The sequence below is a fragment of the Paraburkholderia sp. 35.1 genome, assembly GCF_050436525.1.
Lineage (GTDB): Bacteria > Pseudomonadota > Gammaproteobacteria > Burkholderiales > Burkholderiaceae > Paraburkholderia > Paraburkholderia tuberum.
Genome location: NZ_JBNDMJ010000003.1, coordinates 3098988 through 3116128 on the forward strand (window position 1 = coordinate 3098988; position 17141 = coordinate 3116128).

Annotated in this window: 17 protein-coding genes, 1 tRNA gene and 2 pseudogenes; 10 read left to right on the forward strand and 10 right to left on the reverse strand. The window is 61.2% G+C overall.

Annotated elements, in window-relative coordinates:
* Window positions 1–155: 155 nt before the first annotated feature.
* The 3 genes from OKW27_RS34480 (at window position 156) to OKW27_RS34490 (ending at window position 2768) form a co-directional block, all read left to right on the forward strand.
* A complete protein-coding gene (locus OKW27_RS34480) occupies window positions 156–584 on the forward strand; it encodes a DUF4212 domain-containing protein (protein ID WP_429336066.1) in 429 nt (142 codons plus the stop codon).
* A gap of 4 nt (window positions 585–588) precedes the next feature.
* Window positions 589–2607 carry a sodium:solute symporter family protein gene (locus OKW27_RS34485; RefSeq protein WP_429336067.1) on the forward strand — a complete coding sequence of 673 codons (2019 nt, stop codon included), beginning with the start codon at window positions 589–591 and terminating at the stop codon, window positions 2605–2607.
* 70 nt (window positions 2608–2677) lie between these two features.
* Window positions 2678–2768, forward strand: a tRNA-Ser gene (locus tag OKW27_RS34490).
* Window positions 2769–3017: 249 nt separating this feature from the next.
* Here OKW27_RS34490 and OKW27_RS34495 read toward each other — a convergent pair.
* Window positions 3018–3674, reverse strand: a complete 657-nt coding sequence (locus tag OKW27_RS34495; protein ID WP_184032626.1) for a hypothetical protein — start codon at window positions 3672–3674, stop codon at window positions 3018–3020.
* Window positions 3675–3691: 17 nt separating this feature from the next.
* Window positions 3692–5074, reverse strand: coding sequence for an AAA family ATPase (locus OKW27_RS34500; protein WP_184032628.1), 1383 nt, complete (start codon window positions 5072–5074; stop codon window positions 3692–3694).
* Between the two features lie 617 nt (window positions 5075–5691).
* Here OKW27_RS34500 and OKW27_RS34505 point away from each other — a divergent pair.
* The 7 genes and pseudogenes from OKW27_RS34505 to OKW27_RS34535 all read left to right on the forward strand — a co-directional run bounded on the left by OKW27_RS34505 (window position 5692) and on the right by OKW27_RS34535 (window position 10462).
* Complete coding sequence (locus OKW27_RS34505; RefSeq protein ID WP_429336068.1) at window positions 5692–6456, forward strand: hypothetical protein; 765 nt, start codon at window positions 5692–5694, stop codon at window positions 6454–6456.
* A 28-nt stretch (window positions 6457–6484) separates the two neighbouring features.
* A complete protein-coding gene (locus OKW27_RS34510) occupies window positions 6485–6970 on the forward strand; it encodes a hypothetical protein (RefSeq protein ID WP_260330531.1) in 486 nt (161 codons plus the stop codon).
* A 61-nt stretch (window positions 6971–7031) separates the two neighbouring features.
* Window positions 7032–7232, forward strand: coding sequence for a hypothetical protein (locus OKW27_RS34515; RefSeq protein ID WP_184032630.1), 201 nt, complete (start codon window positions 7032–7034; stop codon window positions 7230–7232).
* A 37-nt stretch (window positions 7233–7269) separates the two neighbouring features.
* Window positions 7270–8061: pseudogene (locus tag OKW27_RS34520) on the forward strand (RHO alpha subunit C-terminal catalytic domain-containing protein); the annotation flags it as partial.
* A 15-nt stretch (window positions 8062–8076) separates the two neighbouring features.
* Window positions 8077–9206: pseudogene (locus OKW27_RS34525) on the forward strand (2Fe-2S iron-sulfur cluster-binding protein).
* A gap of 176 nt (window positions 9207–9382) precedes the next feature.
* Window positions 9383–9844 (forward strand): hypothetical protein, encoded by a 462-nt coding sequence (locus tag OKW27_RS34530; RefSeq protein WP_429336069.1) that lies wholly within the window; start codon window positions 9383–9385, stop codon window positions 9842–9844.
* 6 nt (window positions 9845–9850) lie between these two features.
* On the forward strand, window positions 9851–10462 hold the full coding sequence (locus tag OKW27_RS34535) for a phytanoyl-CoA dioxygenase family protein (RefSeq protein WP_429336070.1): 612 nt from the start codon (window positions 9851–9853) through the stop codon (window positions 10460–10462).
* Window positions 10463–10570: 108 nt separating this feature from the next.
* On the opposite strand, the gene OKW27_RS34540 is transcribed toward OKW27_RS34535, so the two are convergent.
* Genes OKW27_RS34540 through OKW27_RS34575 form a run of 8 tightly spaced genes read right to left on the reverse strand, consistent with a single transcriptional unit; the run spans window position 10571 to window position 17069 of the window.
* Window positions 10571–10861, reverse strand: a complete 291-nt coding sequence (locus OKW27_RS34540; RefSeq protein ID WP_429336071.1) for a contact-dependent growth inhibition system immunity protein — start codon at window positions 10859–10861, stop codon at window positions 10571–10573.
* Complete coding sequence (locus OKW27_RS34545; RefSeq protein ID WP_409259047.1) at window positions 10851–10931, reverse strand: hypothetical protein; 81 nt, start codon at window positions 10929–10931, stop codon at window positions 10851–10853. Before OKW27_RS34545 ends, OKW27_RS34540 begins: the two co-directional genes overlap by 11 nt.
* Before the next feature lie 59 nt (window positions 10932–10990).
* Window positions 10991–11383, reverse strand: a complete 393-nt coding sequence (locus tag OKW27_RS34550) for a Na+/H+ antiporter subunit G (RefSeq protein ID WP_090803870.1) — start codon at window positions 11381–11383, stop codon at window positions 10991–10993.
* A gap of 8 nt (window positions 11384–11391) precedes the next feature.
* Window positions 11392–11667: a K+/H+ antiporter subunit F gene (locus tag OKW27_RS34555; RefSeq protein ID WP_018418609.1), complete on the reverse strand. Its 276-nt coding sequence runs from the start codon at window positions 11665–11667 to the stop codon at window positions 11392–11394.
* Window positions 11661–12155: a Na+/H+ antiporter subunit E gene (locus OKW27_RS34560; RefSeq protein ID WP_429336072.1), complete on the reverse strand. Its 495-nt coding sequence runs from the start codon at window positions 12153–12155 to the stop codon at window positions 11661–11663. Before OKW27_RS34560 ends, OKW27_RS34555 begins: the two co-directional genes overlap by 7 nt.
* Before the next feature lie 2 nt (window positions 12156–12157).
* The gene (locus OKW27_RS34565; RefSeq protein ID WP_429336073.1) at window positions 12158–13939 is read right to left on the reverse strand and encodes a monovalent cation/H+ antiporter subunit D; all 1782 of its coding nucleotides are present in this window, start codon (window positions 13937–13939) and stop codon (window positions 12158–12160) included.
* Entirely contained in the window at window positions 13936–14268 is a 333-nt protein-coding gene (locus OKW27_RS34570) for a Na+/H+ antiporter subunit C (RefSeq protein WP_090803875.1), read from the reverse strand. The genes OKW27_RS34565 and OKW27_RS34570 overlap by 4 nt, the downstream gene beginning before the upstream one ends.
* Complete coding sequence (locus tag OKW27_RS34575; protein ID WP_429336074.1) at window positions 14268–17069, reverse strand: monovalent cation/H+ antiporter subunit A; 2802 nt, start codon at window positions 17067–17069, stop codon at window positions 14268–14270. The genes OKW27_RS34570 and OKW27_RS34575 overlap by 1 nt, the downstream gene beginning before the upstream one ends.
* Between the last annotated feature and the right edge of the window lie 72 nt (window positions 17070–17141).

The window sequence follows — 17141 nt, forward strand, 5'->3', positions numbered from 1 at the left end:
CGTTGTAAGCGGGTCTGCGCGGACGGCGGCGGCGTGTCGATCGACACGCTTGTGGGCACGCCGCGCAGAACCGTTATTCGAGTGGACGGCTTACGTCACGGCGTTGCGCGGACAATCCCAATTGCCTCGCCGATGCCTTTTTGATACATAGGCGCATGGCCGCGCCGCACCTATCCTCCCACGCCAGGTTGAACCCCCCGCCCGAACCGCCACCGGTCTCGGCGGCGATGGCGCTCGCGCATCGCAAGTACTGGCGTTTCAACCTCGCGCTGATCGCGGTGCTGATGACGCTTGGCTTCTTCGTCTCCTTCGTCGTGCCATTGCTGGCGCCCGCGCTCGCGCAGGTGCACGCAGGCGGCTTCAGGCTGCCGTTCTACTTTGGCGCACAAGGCGCGATCCTGATCTACCTCGCGCTGATCGTCGTCTATATCGTGCTGATGCAGCGCGCCGATCGTCAGTTGCAGCACGCGTTCGAAGCGGATTCGCAGCGCGATGCGGCAAGTGGTCCCGCCGCGGATTCCACCACCGGCGCGAACGATGACGTCGCGATCGGCAAGGCCGCGCCGGCCGCGCGCGGGCGCTGAGCCGATGAAGCTCACGCATCGGCTGATCCGCTCGTACGCGCTCTATACGCTCGGCTTTCTGCTGTTCGTCTACGTGATGTGGCACATCGAGCGCAGCACCGGTCCCGGGGTGTGGATCGGCTATGTGTTCCTGTTCGTGCCGATCGCGGTGTATGCGGTGATCGGCGTGCTGTCGCGCACGTCCGACCTGGTCGAATACTACGTAGCAGGGCGGCGCGTGCCGTCGGCGTTCAACGGCATGGCGACCGCGGCCGACTGGTTGTCGGCCGCGTCGTTCATCGGTCTGGCCGGCTCGATCTACGCGACCGGCTACGACGGCCTCGCGTACATGATGGGCTGGACCGGCGGCTATTGCCTCGTCGCGTTCCTGCTCGCGCCGTATGTGCGCAAGCTCGCGCGCTATACGATTCCCGATTTTCTCGGCACGCGCTATTCGAGCAACGCGGTGCGCGGCCTCGCGGCGCTCGCCGCGATCCTGTGCTCGTTCGTTTATCTGGTCGCGCAGATCCAGGGCGTCGGGCTGATCGCGACGCGCTTTATCGGCGTCGATTTCACGGTCGGCATTTTCTGCGGGCTCGCGGGCATTCTGGTGTGCTCGTTTCTGGGCGGCATGCGTGCCGTCACGTGGACCCAGGTCGCGCAGTACATCATCCTGATCCTCGCGATGCTGATACCGGTATCGATGATCGCGCACAAGGACGGCCTCGGCTGGGTGCCGCAATTCAGCTACGGGCGCCTGATGGAGCGCATGGAAGGGCTCGAGAAACAGGTGCGCGACGCGCCGCTCGAGGAGCGCGTGCACGACGACTATCGACGCCGCGCCGCGTTGATGCAACTGCGGCTCGATACGCTGCCGCAATCGTTCATCGAGGAAAAGCAGCGGCTCACGCAGGAGGTCGGCGATCTGCGCCGCCATAACGGTCCGTTGCGCGAGATCAAGGAGCGCGAGCGCGCGCTCGAACAGTTTCCGCGCGATGCCGCCGCCGCGCAGATCGTCTGGAGTCAGAAGCGCGACGACATGCTGATGCGGGCGAGCGCGCCGGTGCCGATGCAGGAACCGTTTCCTGCTGTCGGTGAGGAAGACCGGAGCACGCACGCGCGTAACTTTCTATCGCTGCTGCTGTGTCTGTCGCTTGGCACGGCGAGCCTGCCGCATATCCTGACGCGCTATAACACGACGACTTCGGTGGCGTCGGCGCGGCGCTCGGTCGGCTGGACGCTCTTTTTCGTCGCGCTGTTCTATCTGACCGTGCCGGTGTTGGCGGTGCTGATCAAGTACGAGATCCTGTCGAATCTGGTCGGCCATCATTTCGCCGATCTGCCGCAGTGGCTGATGCAATGGCGCAAGGTCGAACCGAGCCTGATCAGCCTCGCCGATACGAACGGCGACGGTATCGTGCGCTGGAGCGAGATCCAGATGCAGCCCGATATGGTCGTGCTCGCGGCGCCCGAGATCGCGGGGCTGCCGTATGTGATGTCGGGCTTGATCGCGGCGGGGGCGCTCGCGGCGGCGCTATCGACCGCGGATGGTCTGCTGCTGACGATCGCGAACGCGCTATCGCACGACGTGTACTACCACATGGTCGATCCGAACGCGTCGAGCCAGCGGCGCGTGACGATCTCGAAGATTCTGCTGCTGGGTGTCGCATTGTTCGCGTCGTACGTGGCGTCGCTGAATACGGGGAATATTCTGTTTCTGGTCGGGGCGGCGTTTTCGCTGGCGGCGTCGAGTCTGTTTCCGGCGCTCGTGCTCGGCGTGTTCTGGAAACGCACGACGCGGCTCGGCGCGGTGGCGGGGATGGTCGCGGGGCTTGTCGTGTGCATCTACTACATCGTGTCGACGTATCCGTTCTTCACGCAGTTGACGGGATTCACGGGTGCGCGCTGGTTTGGCATCGAGCCGATCAGTTCGGGCGTGTTCGGTGTGCCGGCGGGTTTTCTCGTGGCGATCGGGGTGAGTTTGCTCGATCGAAAGGCGGACGCTTATACGATCGCGCTGGTCGACTATATCCGGCATCCGTAGGCGGTTTGCGCGGAGCTTTGGCCAGGGTGTGGCGCAGGGCGCGAAGTTTGCTATAATTCGGCTCCCCGCCGGAGAGATGGATGAGCGGTTTAAGTCGCACGCCTGGAAAGCGTGTATAGGTTAATAGCCTATCGGGGGTTCGAATCCCCCTCTCTCCGCCAGAATGAAATATCAAAACCCTGCAAGTTCAGTGAATTGCAGGGTTTTTGTTTTTCTGACTGACAAATCGACTATCAAACGACCTTCAAACGACCTTCAAACGACTTTCGGCGGGGCGCGGGTCAGGGACACCATAAGCGCATCGCTGACCGCGCCCCGCTGAAAGCGTATCGTGCGCACCCTGAGAGGGCAAATTCGTACTGGCAAGATGTTCGAGCAGTGCGCGTCGCGCCCCGTGGGGTCGGCAACAATCACATTGCTCCGGCGAGGCCGCGCATTTTGCGTTGGGCAAAAGTTGTGATCTTTCCACGGAAACGTTGATAAGACGGCAAATCCTGCACCGGTCCGCTAGTGTTGAGATCAAACGCTAGGCGCGCTCGCATCTCAAAGAAACGATTCTTAAATTTCCTCAAGCGAGCGCCCTGAGTCTCGCTCGCTTCACATAGGGCCTCGAGCAACAGCCCCTTGGCGTCTCTAACATCCTCCAGTCGGCGAATCGCGGGAATACAATCCAACTTCCCTCTGTAATCCGCGTTGCCGGCTATGCGCTTGATTGCCTCGCGATCGGTGAGGAGCCACGTTTCCAACTGCGTCACCGGAATGACTGGAATGACCCTGTCTGCTGCCACCAGACCGTCTGCGGCCGCGATGATTTCTTGTTCCCGCTGGACGATCCCAGCGTTGTCCGCGTCTCGATGGACAAATATCACGTCGGCGTTTGGATAGTGCCTCAATAGAGCATCAAGCTTCTCACGAACCGTGCGCCCAACTGGACGCTGGAACATGCTCAAATCCGGAGCTTCGCCGCTGACTTCTGAGAAACCCTCCTCAATTAAGACATTTTCGATATGGTCCACCAAATTCAAATCGGATGTGCCTTCGCCCGTGAGTATGAAACGTATTTTCATGTCCGCCTCCCCATCGTTTATTCTTCTAAGTCCAGCTCTATTTGAGCATTCGGCGGAAGTGTGAGATAAGCAATGATCGACCCTCGGTCGACGCAGGCGTTGTTTGGCACGTTTCGCCAGCTATCCTGCAAACTCTTGCAGCGAATCGTTGATGCCGGTTTGCCATCTGGCCCACGAACTTTGACGATATCTGCGTAGATCAGGTCGTCCGGCGTCTCGAGCTTCACCAGTACTGGTGAGTGTGTGGCAATAAAAATCTGCCGCATGGGGTTGTCCTCGCCTGCAGGCTGGTTCGCATCGACTGCCAACTCCTTGAGCAATCCAAGCATCGCACTCATCTTGGCGGGATGAATGCCATTCTCAGGTTCCTCAAAGCAGAGCAACCCTTTGAAGTCTGGGTCCTCAGCCATAATGCACAGTGCAAGGAATCGCAATGTACCGTCAGAAAGCGCTCGTGCTGGAAGGAAGGCGCCCGAGCGTTCCTTGACTTCAATGGTTAATAGTTGTCGGACCTGATCGACGTCGACCCTGACATCCGAAGTAGGAACAATCTCCGACAATCGACTGGCAATACGCGAACAGACGTTCTGATCTCGTCGCTGAAGTTTATACAACGTGGCGGCCAGTTTCCCCCCGTCTGCACCGACACTGCTTTCTTCGTGCATCTTGTTTGAACGCCGCATGGCGCTCGGCTCCAAGGAAAGAAAGCGCCATGACTGCATTTCCCTGCGCGCTGCGAGAACAGTAGGCCACACTGCGCTATTGGTATTTGCAACAACCGTCTTTGGAATTCGATGCGCGGGGATTTTTTGCGGTTGACCGCCACTGCCCCCGTCTTGGTGCAAATGAATTTCGGTTATGCCGTCGTCCACGACCTGTGTCGAAATGTATCCGGCTCCCTTCCGCTTATTCACGACTACCTGATCGCGAAACAGCGCGGCACTCAAAGGAAAATGAAGCTTGTTGGCCGCTTCGCCCTTATTGATATATGTCAGCGCTTCGCGGGCGAGATAAAGCCCCAAGGATCCGGAAGACTCGTCCTGTGGACCGCGAGCGAGTTCCACCTCGTAGCGCAGAAAGGTTGATGTAGCTCGTGCTCTTCGACCGAAGTCGTCGACGAGGTCCAGTGGCACGATCATTTCTACCGCCAGTGAAAGTCGCTCCGCCCGAAAATCACTGCTGGTCCAGAAGACGTCAAGCGGATCGGAAGACTCCGAATCGCGTACCGCCAATGCAGCTTCCATAATGGACTTATCGCTCAGCAGCGAGAGGAATTTTATCGCATCGAAAATGTTCGACTTGCCGACGCCATTGAGCCCTGCGATGCAATTGAAAGGGCCAAACGACACGGAAAAGTTGAGCAGGTTTTTGAATCCGTGAGCTTCGAGCTTAGTAAGCATAGCTTTCCCGGTTATCTAGCCAGCGGGCGAGGTGGCAGCCTACGATGTCTTGTTACTGGCTCTTTCGTCTACTAGCGGACGCTGGCTTGGTCGTGCCAGATCATAACGCGCCATTCCAATATTGGGTATCAGAGACGGTAATGAATCGTCCGTCTGATTGATCTGGTGGACCGTCCTCTCGGCAGTCATTGTCTTGACCATTGAATGAAGCCAAGTCGCCATTGCGTGGCAGTTAGCCCGTAGTAGGCAGCGATTACCGCGAGGGCTCCGACGACGACGCCAACCGCCGTCTTGGCGGCATGACTCAAAAGGCTCATAGGTCTTTCCCATACGCACACGAGTGCAGCACTGTAGCGCACGCGGACCAAGATCTGCGCCGCTAATCCGTGCCCCCTGCGACGCAGCGTGCCTGTCTGTTTTTCCCCCATATGGCCCTCCGCCAAATGCTTGGGAAAGTTGAACCGCGAAGCCATTCCCGCGAGCGTCTTTTTTTTTCCGTTTCAGCGAGAGCCGTCGAGATTTTGGGCGGTCGCCCATGTACGGACTGCCTGTCGCACAGTAATTATCTGACTGCTGTCAACTCCGGCAGCGACTTCAGATAGACCATCGACACACCCATGTCCCTGTCCGTATTTGAAATGCACTCCGTGGAGCTGTTCTGCCAGCGGCCACCGGGTGCCTGTTATGTCATCTGCGACGAATGGCACTATAAAGCGTGCCTCGGCAAGGCCGCAGACCTTCAGAGAGCCAGGGCGGAGACCCGGGAATTTCTTGCTATCGCCGCACTGAATCGCAGGAAGTGGGAGGAGGACCGGAAACTGATTAGGAATCTCATTGGCAGTCACTGGCTGTTTTTTCATGATGTACGGGACCGGAATCCTGACTCCGATGGCTGGCGGGTCATCGTTGCTCTGCTCGAAGAGGTGCGCCGGGGCAAACTGCTTGCCGTTAAAGGTCCGCGTAATGGCCTGTTTCCGTCACCGTACAGCAGCACGCCGTTAATGAATCCCGTAGCGAGGACAGGTAGTCACACGAACGGCGAGCCCATTCTGTCCGTCCAGTATGATCCGGCCACCTGGCAAACCCGGCTGGACGCTGCGCGCGCAGCCAGGGCTGGCGATAGGGGTGCATCAACGCTGCTTGGTGATGCGCAGCCATTCGAGTATCGGCCTGTCATGCCTGATGTAGACGCCGTGCAGGTCGCTGGCAATCAGGGAACACCTCGCAACAATCAGGCACAGAACAAACAAACCGATGACATCGCTCGAATTTTGCGGCTAACGCCCGGTCAATCCCGGCAGCTTCACGACGAGATTACCGGTCAAGGGCTCGGGTTTCATGAAATCATGGAGCGCGCGAAAGATATGTTCAACCTGTGGTAATTGACAAGGTCAGAACAGGAGAATTTTGATGGTTGATACACAGAAAGAAATCGGGCGTCGTTTATCGGCGCTTCAGGGCCTGCAATTGAGCAGCGTGAACCGTGCTGCCGATATGCTGACTTTGGGGTTTGGCGATCTGCGGCCCGTCACCAACTTTCGCGGCGTTATCAAACATGTCGGCGAATGGGCACTCCATATCCAATGCGCTTGGAGGCTAGAGGAAACGGCTCAAGTTGTGGCAACTCAAGAAGATCTCAGCGGGTCCGACGAAAGCGCATACGCGACTGCGGATCACCTTCGAGGACTGCTGGTAGAGCGCGGACCTTGTATTGTCGATGGCGTGTCAGTCAGTGATGACGGGGGCATGATCGTTTCGCTGTCGCGCGGATTTCGTCTCGTCGTTACCCCGGATGGAATCGAAGGAGCCGAAGACTGGCGATTTTTCGCCCCAGGCGTTGACGCGGCGCATCTTGTGATTAAAGGTGGGGCCGTCGCCCCTGAGTCTTTCGAGTGAAAAGTAAAAGCCGATCCTTGCACCCCTGTTCGATCGTCGTTCGCTACGACACCGAGAAAAAATGCTGGTGTGCAATGCTGTCGCCGAAGCGGCAATACGTCCGTTGTGCGAGGGGAAACTGGACATTCCCGTACTGCTGGAAGAATTCGATTTCAAGCTTGACGACGAGTTTGCACGTCGTTTTGGCGCTGCCATTCTGAGCCTGCTGGCTGAATACAAGCTGGAGCTGAAACAGTTCGTTTCTGTCACTCCGGCACCATAGAGAGCTTGTCCGTTTCGCGCTGTCCGGCAGAAACGGAGAACAACCCGAGGACATCTCGAAGCTGGAAGAGACGATGACGCCTCGATTCGCACCGTACGATTTGCGAAATACGAAGATTGCCTTCGAGCAGGAAATCATCGAGAACGGCAATTGGAAACTCGTGATGGAAAATAACCGCGAGTGCTACCACTGCCAGGCCACTCATCCGGAACTAACGGCCTCATTCCTGCCCGAAGACTTCGGCTTCTGTCCAGAGAATCTGAGCGAAGAATCGCTGTGCGCACTCGAAGACTACAAGACGCGTAACGCAGCGTGCCAGACGAGCTGGGAGCGCGATGGGTTCATAGGCGAGGCCGTCGAGTGGCTTGACGAAGATGCGGTCACCCAGTTCCGGGCGCAGCAACTTGGCATCGCCGGCGAAGGCGAGTCGCAGACCATCAGCACCAGGGTCGCCAGCACGAAGCTGTTCGGCAATCTCACGCGACGCGACCTCGGCGACCAGCACCTGTGGACACACAACTCATGGACTCACGTCATGAGCGACCACGCGGTCATCTCGTACATCATTCCCGTTGCCCCCGACAAGACGCTGGTGCGCACCAAGTGGCTGGTTTATGCCGATGCGGTTGAGGGTGCCGATTACAACCTCAAGGATTTGACTGAAGTCTGGATAGCGACCAACACACAGGACAAGCACCTGGTGGAAATCACGCACGAAGGTACGCAAGACCCGGCATATGTGCCGGGTCTGTTCTCGCCGTTCACCGAAGCCTATGTCGACCAGTTTTCACGCTGGTATGCGGTCCGCCTGAGCGCGCACGGCATCTGAAGCAGAGTCACCATCATGAATTCCGTAGAAAAGATGTTTGACCGGGCACCGGAGATTGTCGACCGACTCACTCACGCCGGAACCTGGGAAAGTGGTGCCCGGCATTGGCCGAGTGGTGAACAGCAAACGCTGACGTGCTGCCGCATCGTTGACGAAACGCACGACGTCAAGAGCTTCGAGTTCCGCACGGAGGATGGTTTGCCAGTGCGCTTTGAGCCGGGGCAGTTCATGACGGTGTCCGCGAACGTACAGGGACACACAGTCGAACGCTGCTACACGATTTCTTCGCCGCCAACGCGTCCATATCTGGTGTCCATTACCGTCAAGCGCGTGCCTGGCGGCGTCATGTCGAACTGGCTTCACGACAATATGAAGCCGGGGGGCAGTTGCGCGCATATGGTCCGTCGGGAACCTTCACGTCTACGGTTTCCGCTGCGCCAAAGTCGCTCTATCTGTCAGCCGGTTCGGGAGTGACGCCACTGATGTCGATGACCCGGGCGAGCATCGACCTCGGGCTTGACCGGGATATCGCATTTGTGCACAGCGCGAGGACGCCTGCCGATATCGTTTTTCGCGCGGAACTGCAGAGGCTGGCGAAGCTGTCGCCGCGACTGAAGCTGTTCTTCGTATGCGAAGGCATCGGTGACGAAGGCGACTGGGCTGGCGCGACAGGTCGGCTTAGCCTGCAACGGCTTTCTGAATGGCTGCCCGACTTCAAGGAGCGGGAATTCTTCACCTGCGGCCCTGCCGGCTACATGTCCGCAGTAAAAGAATTGCTCCACGAAGGCGGTCACGACCCGGACCGTTACCATCAGGAAAGCTTCACTTTCGCGCCGGCTGTGGCGCCGGAGCCTGTGGAGGAAAAGAACGGTGCGGTTCGAGAGGTGTTCACGGTCAGGCTTTCCCGCTCGGCCAGGACGTTCACCATGAGCCCGTCTGACACCGTGCTGGCTGCTGCCAGGAAGAACAGCGTCCCGATACCGTCGTCCTGCAGTCAGGGTGTATGCGGGACGTGTAAAACCAGGGTGCTCGAGGGCACTGTGGATATGAAGCACAACGGTGGGATTCGTGAAAGAGAGGTTCAAAAGGGCTTCCGTTTGCTTTGCTGCAGCCGACGCACATCGGACCTCGTTCTCGAGCTTTGAAACTGCATTCCGAATTCCTCCCGCGATAGTCCGGTCGTGCGGACTGTGCTCCAGATTGAGGTTGGCGCGAGCGGCGCTGCACATGGTGATGACAAGGTAACGGTGGTGCGGCAAAACCAACGTGCTAGACTGCATCGGTGGTCATTCGCAACATAAACATTGCCGATACACCCAACATGAATACTTCCTTCGTGAATCCGTTGCCAGGCGTTCCAGATGTTGAATCGCCGTTCTTCGACGAGCTTTTCGCCCAGAAGGAGGCATCTGAAAACGTTTTACGTGTGGCCAGACAACTCCGTGAGAATGGCTTCGCGATTATCGATTTTCCGGATGCCGAGTTCGACGCGCGCGCGGAACGAATCAAAACGAAATTCCATGGAAGGTTTGATTTTGACCACTGGCGCGACGAGCTCTGGCATAAAAATGACGGCATGAGGGTGCAGGACGCGTGGGAGACCGACGAGGGCGTGCGATCGCTGGCCTCCAATCCACAGATTCTTCATCTTCTTTCCCAGCTCTACGGACGCCGTGCCATCCCGTTCCAGACGCTGAACTTTCCTGTCGGAACCCAGCAGCCTATCCACAACGACGCCATACACTTTTCGTGCGTTCCAGAGCGCTTCATGTGCGGTGTGTGAGTCGCATTGGAAGACGTGGACGGCACCAATGGCGCGCTCGAATACTATCCGGGCAGCCACAAATTTCCGACCTATGTGAATGAGCACATGGGCGTCTGCTCGGCAACGCAGCACAAGCCCACGGCGCACTACGCTCGATACTTGAGCCTCTGGCAGCAACTGATCAGGAAAGCAGGAATCGCCCCTGTAACGTTCCACGCCAGGAAGGGGCAGGCACTGATTTGGGCTTCGAACCTGCTGCATGGCGGCTCGAAGCAGACCGATCCAACCCGTACCCGTTGGAGTCAGGTCACGCACTATTACTTCGAAAACTGCGTGTACTACACCCCTGTGGTATCTGACCCGGCGTTCGGTCAGACCCACTATCGACAGATCAAGGATGCCAGCACAGGTTTTGTTCAGCCCAACATTTATTCTGGAGTCGAGGTCGAGCATGCCGTCATCGAACGCAGCATGCCTGACGCATTTGAGCCTTACGCAAGGCCGAAACTCCCACCGTATTTCGATTCCGCCGTCTATCTCCAACTCAATCCGGACGTTGCGGCAGCCAATGCAGATCCGGCGGCACACTACCTTGAACACGGGTGTCGGGAAGGGCGGCGGTGGAAGTTTCTCTGAGACGTGGGGTATTCGATCCACGCCGGTTCAGCCATCAGATCGGCAAGGTCGGGCTCGGAGTGGCCACGCCAGGTGAGATCGAACCAACCTCGCGCTCCGACGAGTCGCTTACTCGCTCAGAAGACGCCTCAATTCCTCGAGAAACGAAGCGGTCGTGTAGCCCCACAACGCCGGGTCGAAATCTTGCCCGTAATCCGTTTCAAACGCTGAATCCAGATCATCCGGGTGCTCGCTTATGAACGAATCTATTTCGTGGATCATTTCGAGTTGGCTTTCCCGCGGGCAGTCCCTCTTGTAGCATGAAACAATTTCCGGAATCGTATCTCCCCATAAATCAGAATCCTGATTAAGGTATGCGCCAAACAACTGATACAGTTTCGGGTAACGATCATCCAACATATGCAGTAAGAATGTAGTACGGCATTCCATTGTAGGTTTGATATTTCAGTACAACGACAACCTCATTCATCCGCGTCAATTTTCCTGTCTGTCGTGCAATTCCCGAGAGGCGCGAAGCTTCGACGAGCCTCACCCCTCATCCCCCTCCCGCAACTCCCCCGTATTCCCCCGTTCCGCGCAAGCGCCCGTAACAGGCGGCCGCCCCCGCGTCGCCTCTGACAGCGTCACTCCCTGCTGAATCCCAGCCTTCGCGAGCATATGTGCGCTAATCGGCGCGGTGAGAAACAGAAACGCCGGAATCAGCAACTCATGCAGGCTCGCGAAGTTGTTATGCGCGCTGAAATACACCACCGACGCGAGCACGATGCCGCCCACACCGAGCGTGGTCGACTTGGTCGGACCGTGCAGCCGCATGAAGAAGTCGGGCAGCCGAGCGAGCCCGACCGCCCCGACCAGCGTGAACAGGCTGCCGGCCAGCAGCAGCAAACAAACGATCGCTTCGACAAAAGTTTCCATCGGCATACCCCACGCTAGTTGAGTTCGATGATGTCGCCGCGCTGCAGGTACTTGGTGAGCGCGACGGTACCCACGAAACCCATCACGGCAATCAGAAGCGCAACCTCGAAGAGCACCGTCGAGCGCAAGCTGATGCCGTACACGACGATCAACGCGATCGCATTGATGTTGAGCGTGTCGAGCGCGACGATGCGATCGGGCAGCGACGGCCCGCGCACGAGGCGCCACAGCGCGAGCAGGAACGCGATGCCGAGGATCGCGAGCGAGATCGGAATCACGATGGCTAGCATGCGAAGATCTCCATCAATGGGGCTTCATAACGGGACTTGATGAGCGCGATGAGTGCCGCTTCGTCGCCGAGATCGAGCACGTGCACGGAGAGGCGCGTGCGGTCGTCGCTGAGTTCGGCGCACAGCGTGCCCGGGCTCAGCGAGACCACGCTGATGAGCACCGTGAGCGCGATCTCGTGGGTGCTGTCGAGCGGCACTTCGATGAACGCCGGGCGCATCCGCTGCGTCGGGCCGAGCACGAGCAGCGCGACCTCGACGTTGGCCACGATGATATCGACCAACACATGCCAGGCGAGGAGCACGAGCAGCCACGGTCGGCCGAAGCGCACCGGTCGCAGCCACAAGCCTTCGGCGACGCGAAAAGAGATCACGTAGCCGAGCGCGGCGCCGAGCAGCAGATTGCCCGGCGAGACGTCGTTCATCAGCAGCAACCAGCAGATGATCAGCAAGACCGCGAGCCACGGGTGGGGGAAGAGCCTTTTCAACATCGTCAGTTCCCCTGTGCGTCGGCCGTGGTCGCGGCGGCCGCTGGTGGCGAGGAGCGCGCCGCGGGCAGGATCGCGTGCACGTAGGCGGCGCGATCGAATAGCTGTGTCGCCGTATCGGTGAGATAGTGCCGCACCGCGCCCGCGCCGAGCGTGATGGCCACGACGCAGCCGAGCAGGACCGCGCAGGCGGCGAGCTTCGCATTACTGCCACGCGGTGCGCGCTCCTCTTTGCCGGCGGCGGCGCGCGCGGCCGGCGCGGCCCACATCAGGCGCGTGCCCGTGCGGCTCAGCGCGACGATCGAGAGCAGGCTCGACAGCAGTACGGCCGGCCACAGCACGACTGCCGCGCCGAGCGGCGTGGCGGCCAGCACCATCGCCTTGCCGAGGAACCCGGACAGCGGCGGCAGGCCCGCGGCGCCCACCGCGGCGATCAGATAGAGCAGCGCGGCGAGGTTCGACGGCCACGGTGCATGCGTCCGCGGGACCGCTTCGACCGTAGCTTCGGCTTCGGTGTGAGCCGGTTCCCCGACCAGCACGGCGAGCGCGCCGGCCGTCTCGACCTGCAGCGGCTGCACCCGCGCCAGCGTCGCCACCGCTTCGCCGTCCGGGTCGGGCGAGATGGCCGCCGCGGCCGCGTCGTCGAGCGCTTCGAGCGAGCCGGGCTCGATCGAATTGGCATCGGCGGAAACGGCGGCATGGGCGGCGTGCGGGGTCGGGGCTTGCTCGGGTTCGAGCGTGTCGGCGAGCAGGAACAGCGCGCCAGTGCAGAGCGTCGTGCTGATCAGGTAGTAGAGCAGCGCGCTCCATGCGAGCGGCGTCTGTAGTGCGATCGCCGCGATCAGCAGACCCACCGAAACCAGCACGAGATAGCCCGTCGTGGTCTTGAGACTCGACACCGCCAACGCGCCCAGCGCGCCGAACACGATCGTCGCGATCGCGAGCCACCACGCCCACTGATGCATGAACGCATCGAGCACGCCGCCCGCCGCGCCGAACACGAGCGCGTCGCAGCGCAGCATCGCATAGATGCCGACCTTGGTCATGATCGCGAACAGCGCGGCCACCGGGCCGATGGCGCTGCGGTAGGCCTGCGGCAACCAGAACGACATCGGAAACACGGCGGCCTTGAGGCCGAACACGAGCATCAGCGTCGCGCCCGCGAACTGCGCGAGCGGCAGCGACTCCGGCCCGAGACGCGCCAGACGTTCGCCCATGTCGGCCATGTTGAGCGTGCCCGTGACGCCGTAGAGCACGCCGATCGCGACCAGAAAGAACGACGAACCGACGAGGTTCATCAACAGATAGTGCAGCCCGTTGCGCACCCGTCGCGCGCCGCCACCATGCAGCAGCAGCGCGTACGACGCGATCAGCAGCAGCTCGAAGAACACGAACAGGTTGAAGAGATCGCCCGCGAGGAAGGCGCCGTTCAGGCCCATCAGCTCGAACTGGAACAGCGCACGGAAATAGCGGCCGCGCCTCGCGTCCTCGCTCGAGGTGCCGAGCAGGCAGCAGACCGCCAGCACGGCAGTGAGCACCAGCATCAGCGCGCCGAGCCGGTCGAGTTCCAGCACGATGCCGAACGGCGCGGGCCATGCGCCGAGCGCGTAGCTGGCGATCTCGCCTTGCGCGGCGCGCGCCATCAGCAGGCACGCGACGGGCAGCAGCGCGATGATGGCGAGCGCGTTCAGCGCGCGTTGCAGGCGTTTCGCGCGCAGCGGCAGCACGACGATGACGCCCGCGGAAAAGAGCGGAATCAGGATCGGGAGCAGGAGAACGTGGTTCATTCGACGGGCGTCTCCTCGTCATTGACGTGATCGTTGCCCGTGATCGAAAACGAGCGCAGCGCGAGCACCACGGTGAAGGCCGTCATTGCGAAGCCGATCACGATGGCCGTCAGCACGAGCGCTTGCGGCACCGGATCGACGTATTGCGCCCCCGCCGCGATGACCGCTGGCTTGCCGATCGCAAGCCGGCCCATCCCGAGCAGGAACAGGTTGATCGCATACGAGAACAGCGTGATGCCGAGAATCACCGGCAACACCCGTGCGCACAGCAGCAGGTAGATGCCGCACGCGCAAAGCACGCCGATCGCGATGGCAAAGGCGGCTTCCATCAGCTTTTCTCCACGGACTGCATGTCCTTGTCGCGTACGCCGAGGTGCGAGACGATCGTGAGCGTCGTGCCGACCACCGCGCCCGTTACGCCGAGATCGAACAGCATCGCCGTGGACAGTTCGATCTCTCCGATCAGCGGCACGTGCAGGTGCCCGAACGCACTGGTCAAAAACGGCTGGCCGAACGCGAGACTGCCGAGCCCCGTGGTCGCGGCGATCAGAATGCCGAAGCCCGCAAGCGCGCGGTAGTTGAGGTGGATGCGCGACTCGGTCCACAGCACCCCGCTCGCGACGTACTGCAGCAACAACGCGATCGAGAGGATCAGCGACGCGATGAAGCCGCCGCCCGGCAGGTTGTGGCCGCGCAGGAACACGAACACGGCGACGAGCACGGTGAGCGGCAGCATCAGCCGCGCGAGGATCGCGAGCATCAGCGGATGCGATTGCGACGACCATGGCCGGCCATCCGGCCCCGCATCGGGCGACTTCAGGCGCAGCCCGCGCAGCAGCGCCTTGACGGCGAGCCCCGCGACCACGAGCACGCTGATTTCGACCATCGTGTCGAAGCCGCGGAAATCCACGAGGATCACGTTGACGACGTTGTGGCCGCCGCTGCCGGGCAGCGCATTGGCGAGGAAGTACGGAGCGATGCCTGGCAGCGGCGCGCTCGTCATGATCCTGTACGACACGGCGCCGAGCAGCGCGCCGCCCGCGAGCGCGAGCACGCCGTTGCGCAGCCGGACGGGGAGCGGCTCGACGGCGCGTTGCAGCGCGGGCAGGAAATAGACGGCCAGCACGAGCAGCAGGATCGTGACCAGTTCGACGGAGATCTGCGTGAGCGCGAGATCGGGCGCGGAGAAGCGCACGAAGGCGAGCGACACGAGCAGGCCGCAGGTGCTCAGCATCACGAGCGCGTAAAGGGTGCGCGCACGCACGCACACCACGCCGACGGCGAGCAACGCCATCAGCACGAGGCCGCCCAGCGTGAACGGATCGGGCGGCAGGCGCGTGTGGCTGCCGCTCCAGGTGTCGAGCGCGACGAGCGGCACGCCCGGCACGATCAGCATTGCCGCGATCATCCATGCGAGGTAGGCCGGCAGCGAGCGCGTCTCGAACAAGCGCACGATCACGCCGGCGCACTGTTCGAGACGCTGCACGAAGCGGTCGAAGATTTCGCTCGCGTTCAACTCGGTGAGCGCCGTGCGACGGTGGCGGAACGCATTGCGGCGCAGGAAAAAGAGCGCCGCACCCGCCGCGAACGACACCGCGCTCATCACGAGCGGCGTATTGACGCCGTGCCACAGGCTCAGGCTGTAGTCGGGCAGCTTGCCGCCGAGCGTGACCCACGCGGCCGACTCGAGCAGCCTGCCGATGCTTTGCTGCGGGAACAGGCCGATCAGCAGGCACAGCGCCACGAGAATCTCGACCGGCAGCCGCATGAAGCGCGGCGCCTCGTGCGGCGGATAGTGCGGCAGATCGCGCGGCGTCTCGCCGTCGAAAAACACGCCCCAGACGAAACGTAGCGAGTACGCCACGGAGAGCGCCGCCGCCACGATCGCGATGACCGGCACGGCGAGGTTCAGCGGCCCGAACATGCTTTGCGCGAGTGTTTCGCCGAAGAACATTTCCTTCGAGAGAAAACCGTTGAGCAGCGGCACGCCGGCCATCGACAGCGACGCGACGCTCGCGAGCACGGCCGTATGCGGCATGTACCTGCGCAGGCCGCGCAGACGGCCCAGATCGCGCGTGCCGGTTTCGTGATCGACGATGCCCGCGGCCATGAAGAGCGACGCCTTGAACACCGCGTGGTTGACCGTGTGAAAGAGCGCGGCGACAGTCGAGAGCTGCGTGTCGAGGCCGAACAGCAGCACGATCAGGCCGAGATGGCTGATGGTCGAATAGGCGAGCAGGCCCTTCAGATCGCGCTGCAACAACGCCATCCCCGCGCCGCCCACCAGCGTGACGAGCCCGGCCACTGTCGCCGTGTACGCCCATAGGTGGGTACCTTCGAAAACCGGATAGAGACGCGCGAGCAGGAACACGCCGGCCTTCACCATCGTCGCCGAATGCAGATAGGCCGACACGGGTGTAGGCGCCGACATCGCGTGCGGTAGCCAGAAGTGAAAAGGAAACTGCGCCGACTTCGTGAACGCCGCGAACAGCGTGAGCAGCAGAATGGCCGGGTAGAGCGGATCGTGCTGCACCTTGTCAAGCTGGGCGAGCACGTCGTTCAGCTCGTAGCTGCCGCATACGTGGCCGAGCAACAGCACGGCCGCAAGCAGCGCGAGACCGCCCGCGCCGGTGATGGTGAGCGCCATGCGTGCGCCGCGCCTTGCGTCGGGCCGCGATGGCCAGAAGCCGATCAGCAGGAACGAGACGAGGCTCGTCAGTTCCCAGAAGATGACGAGCAGCAGCAGGTTGTTCGACAGCACGATGCCGAGCATCGCGCCCATGAAGAGCAGTAGCAGCAGGTACAGACGCGGCAACGAATCGCTGCCGGCGAGGTAGTAGCGTGCGTAGATGAAGACGAGCAGGCCGATCGCGAGTACGAGCAACGCGAACATGAACGAGAGGCCATCGAGGCGCAGCGACAGCGCGAGGCCGATGTCGGGCATCCACTCATGGCGCCATTGCAGCACGTCGTGGTCGCCCATGCCCACGCGCTCGCTCAGCAGCAGCGCGCAGCCGAACAGCGCCGTCGCGAACGCGATCCAGGTGCAGAGCGCGGCGGCGCGCGGCCTCGTGAGCGCAATGAGCGCCGCGGCCATGAACGGAAGTAGGACGAGCCACCCCAGTACCATTCGATGCCCTCCGGGAGTTCGAGTGTTAGACGGTGTGGCTGGCCGGTGGGACTGGGCCGGCGTGCCGCCAGC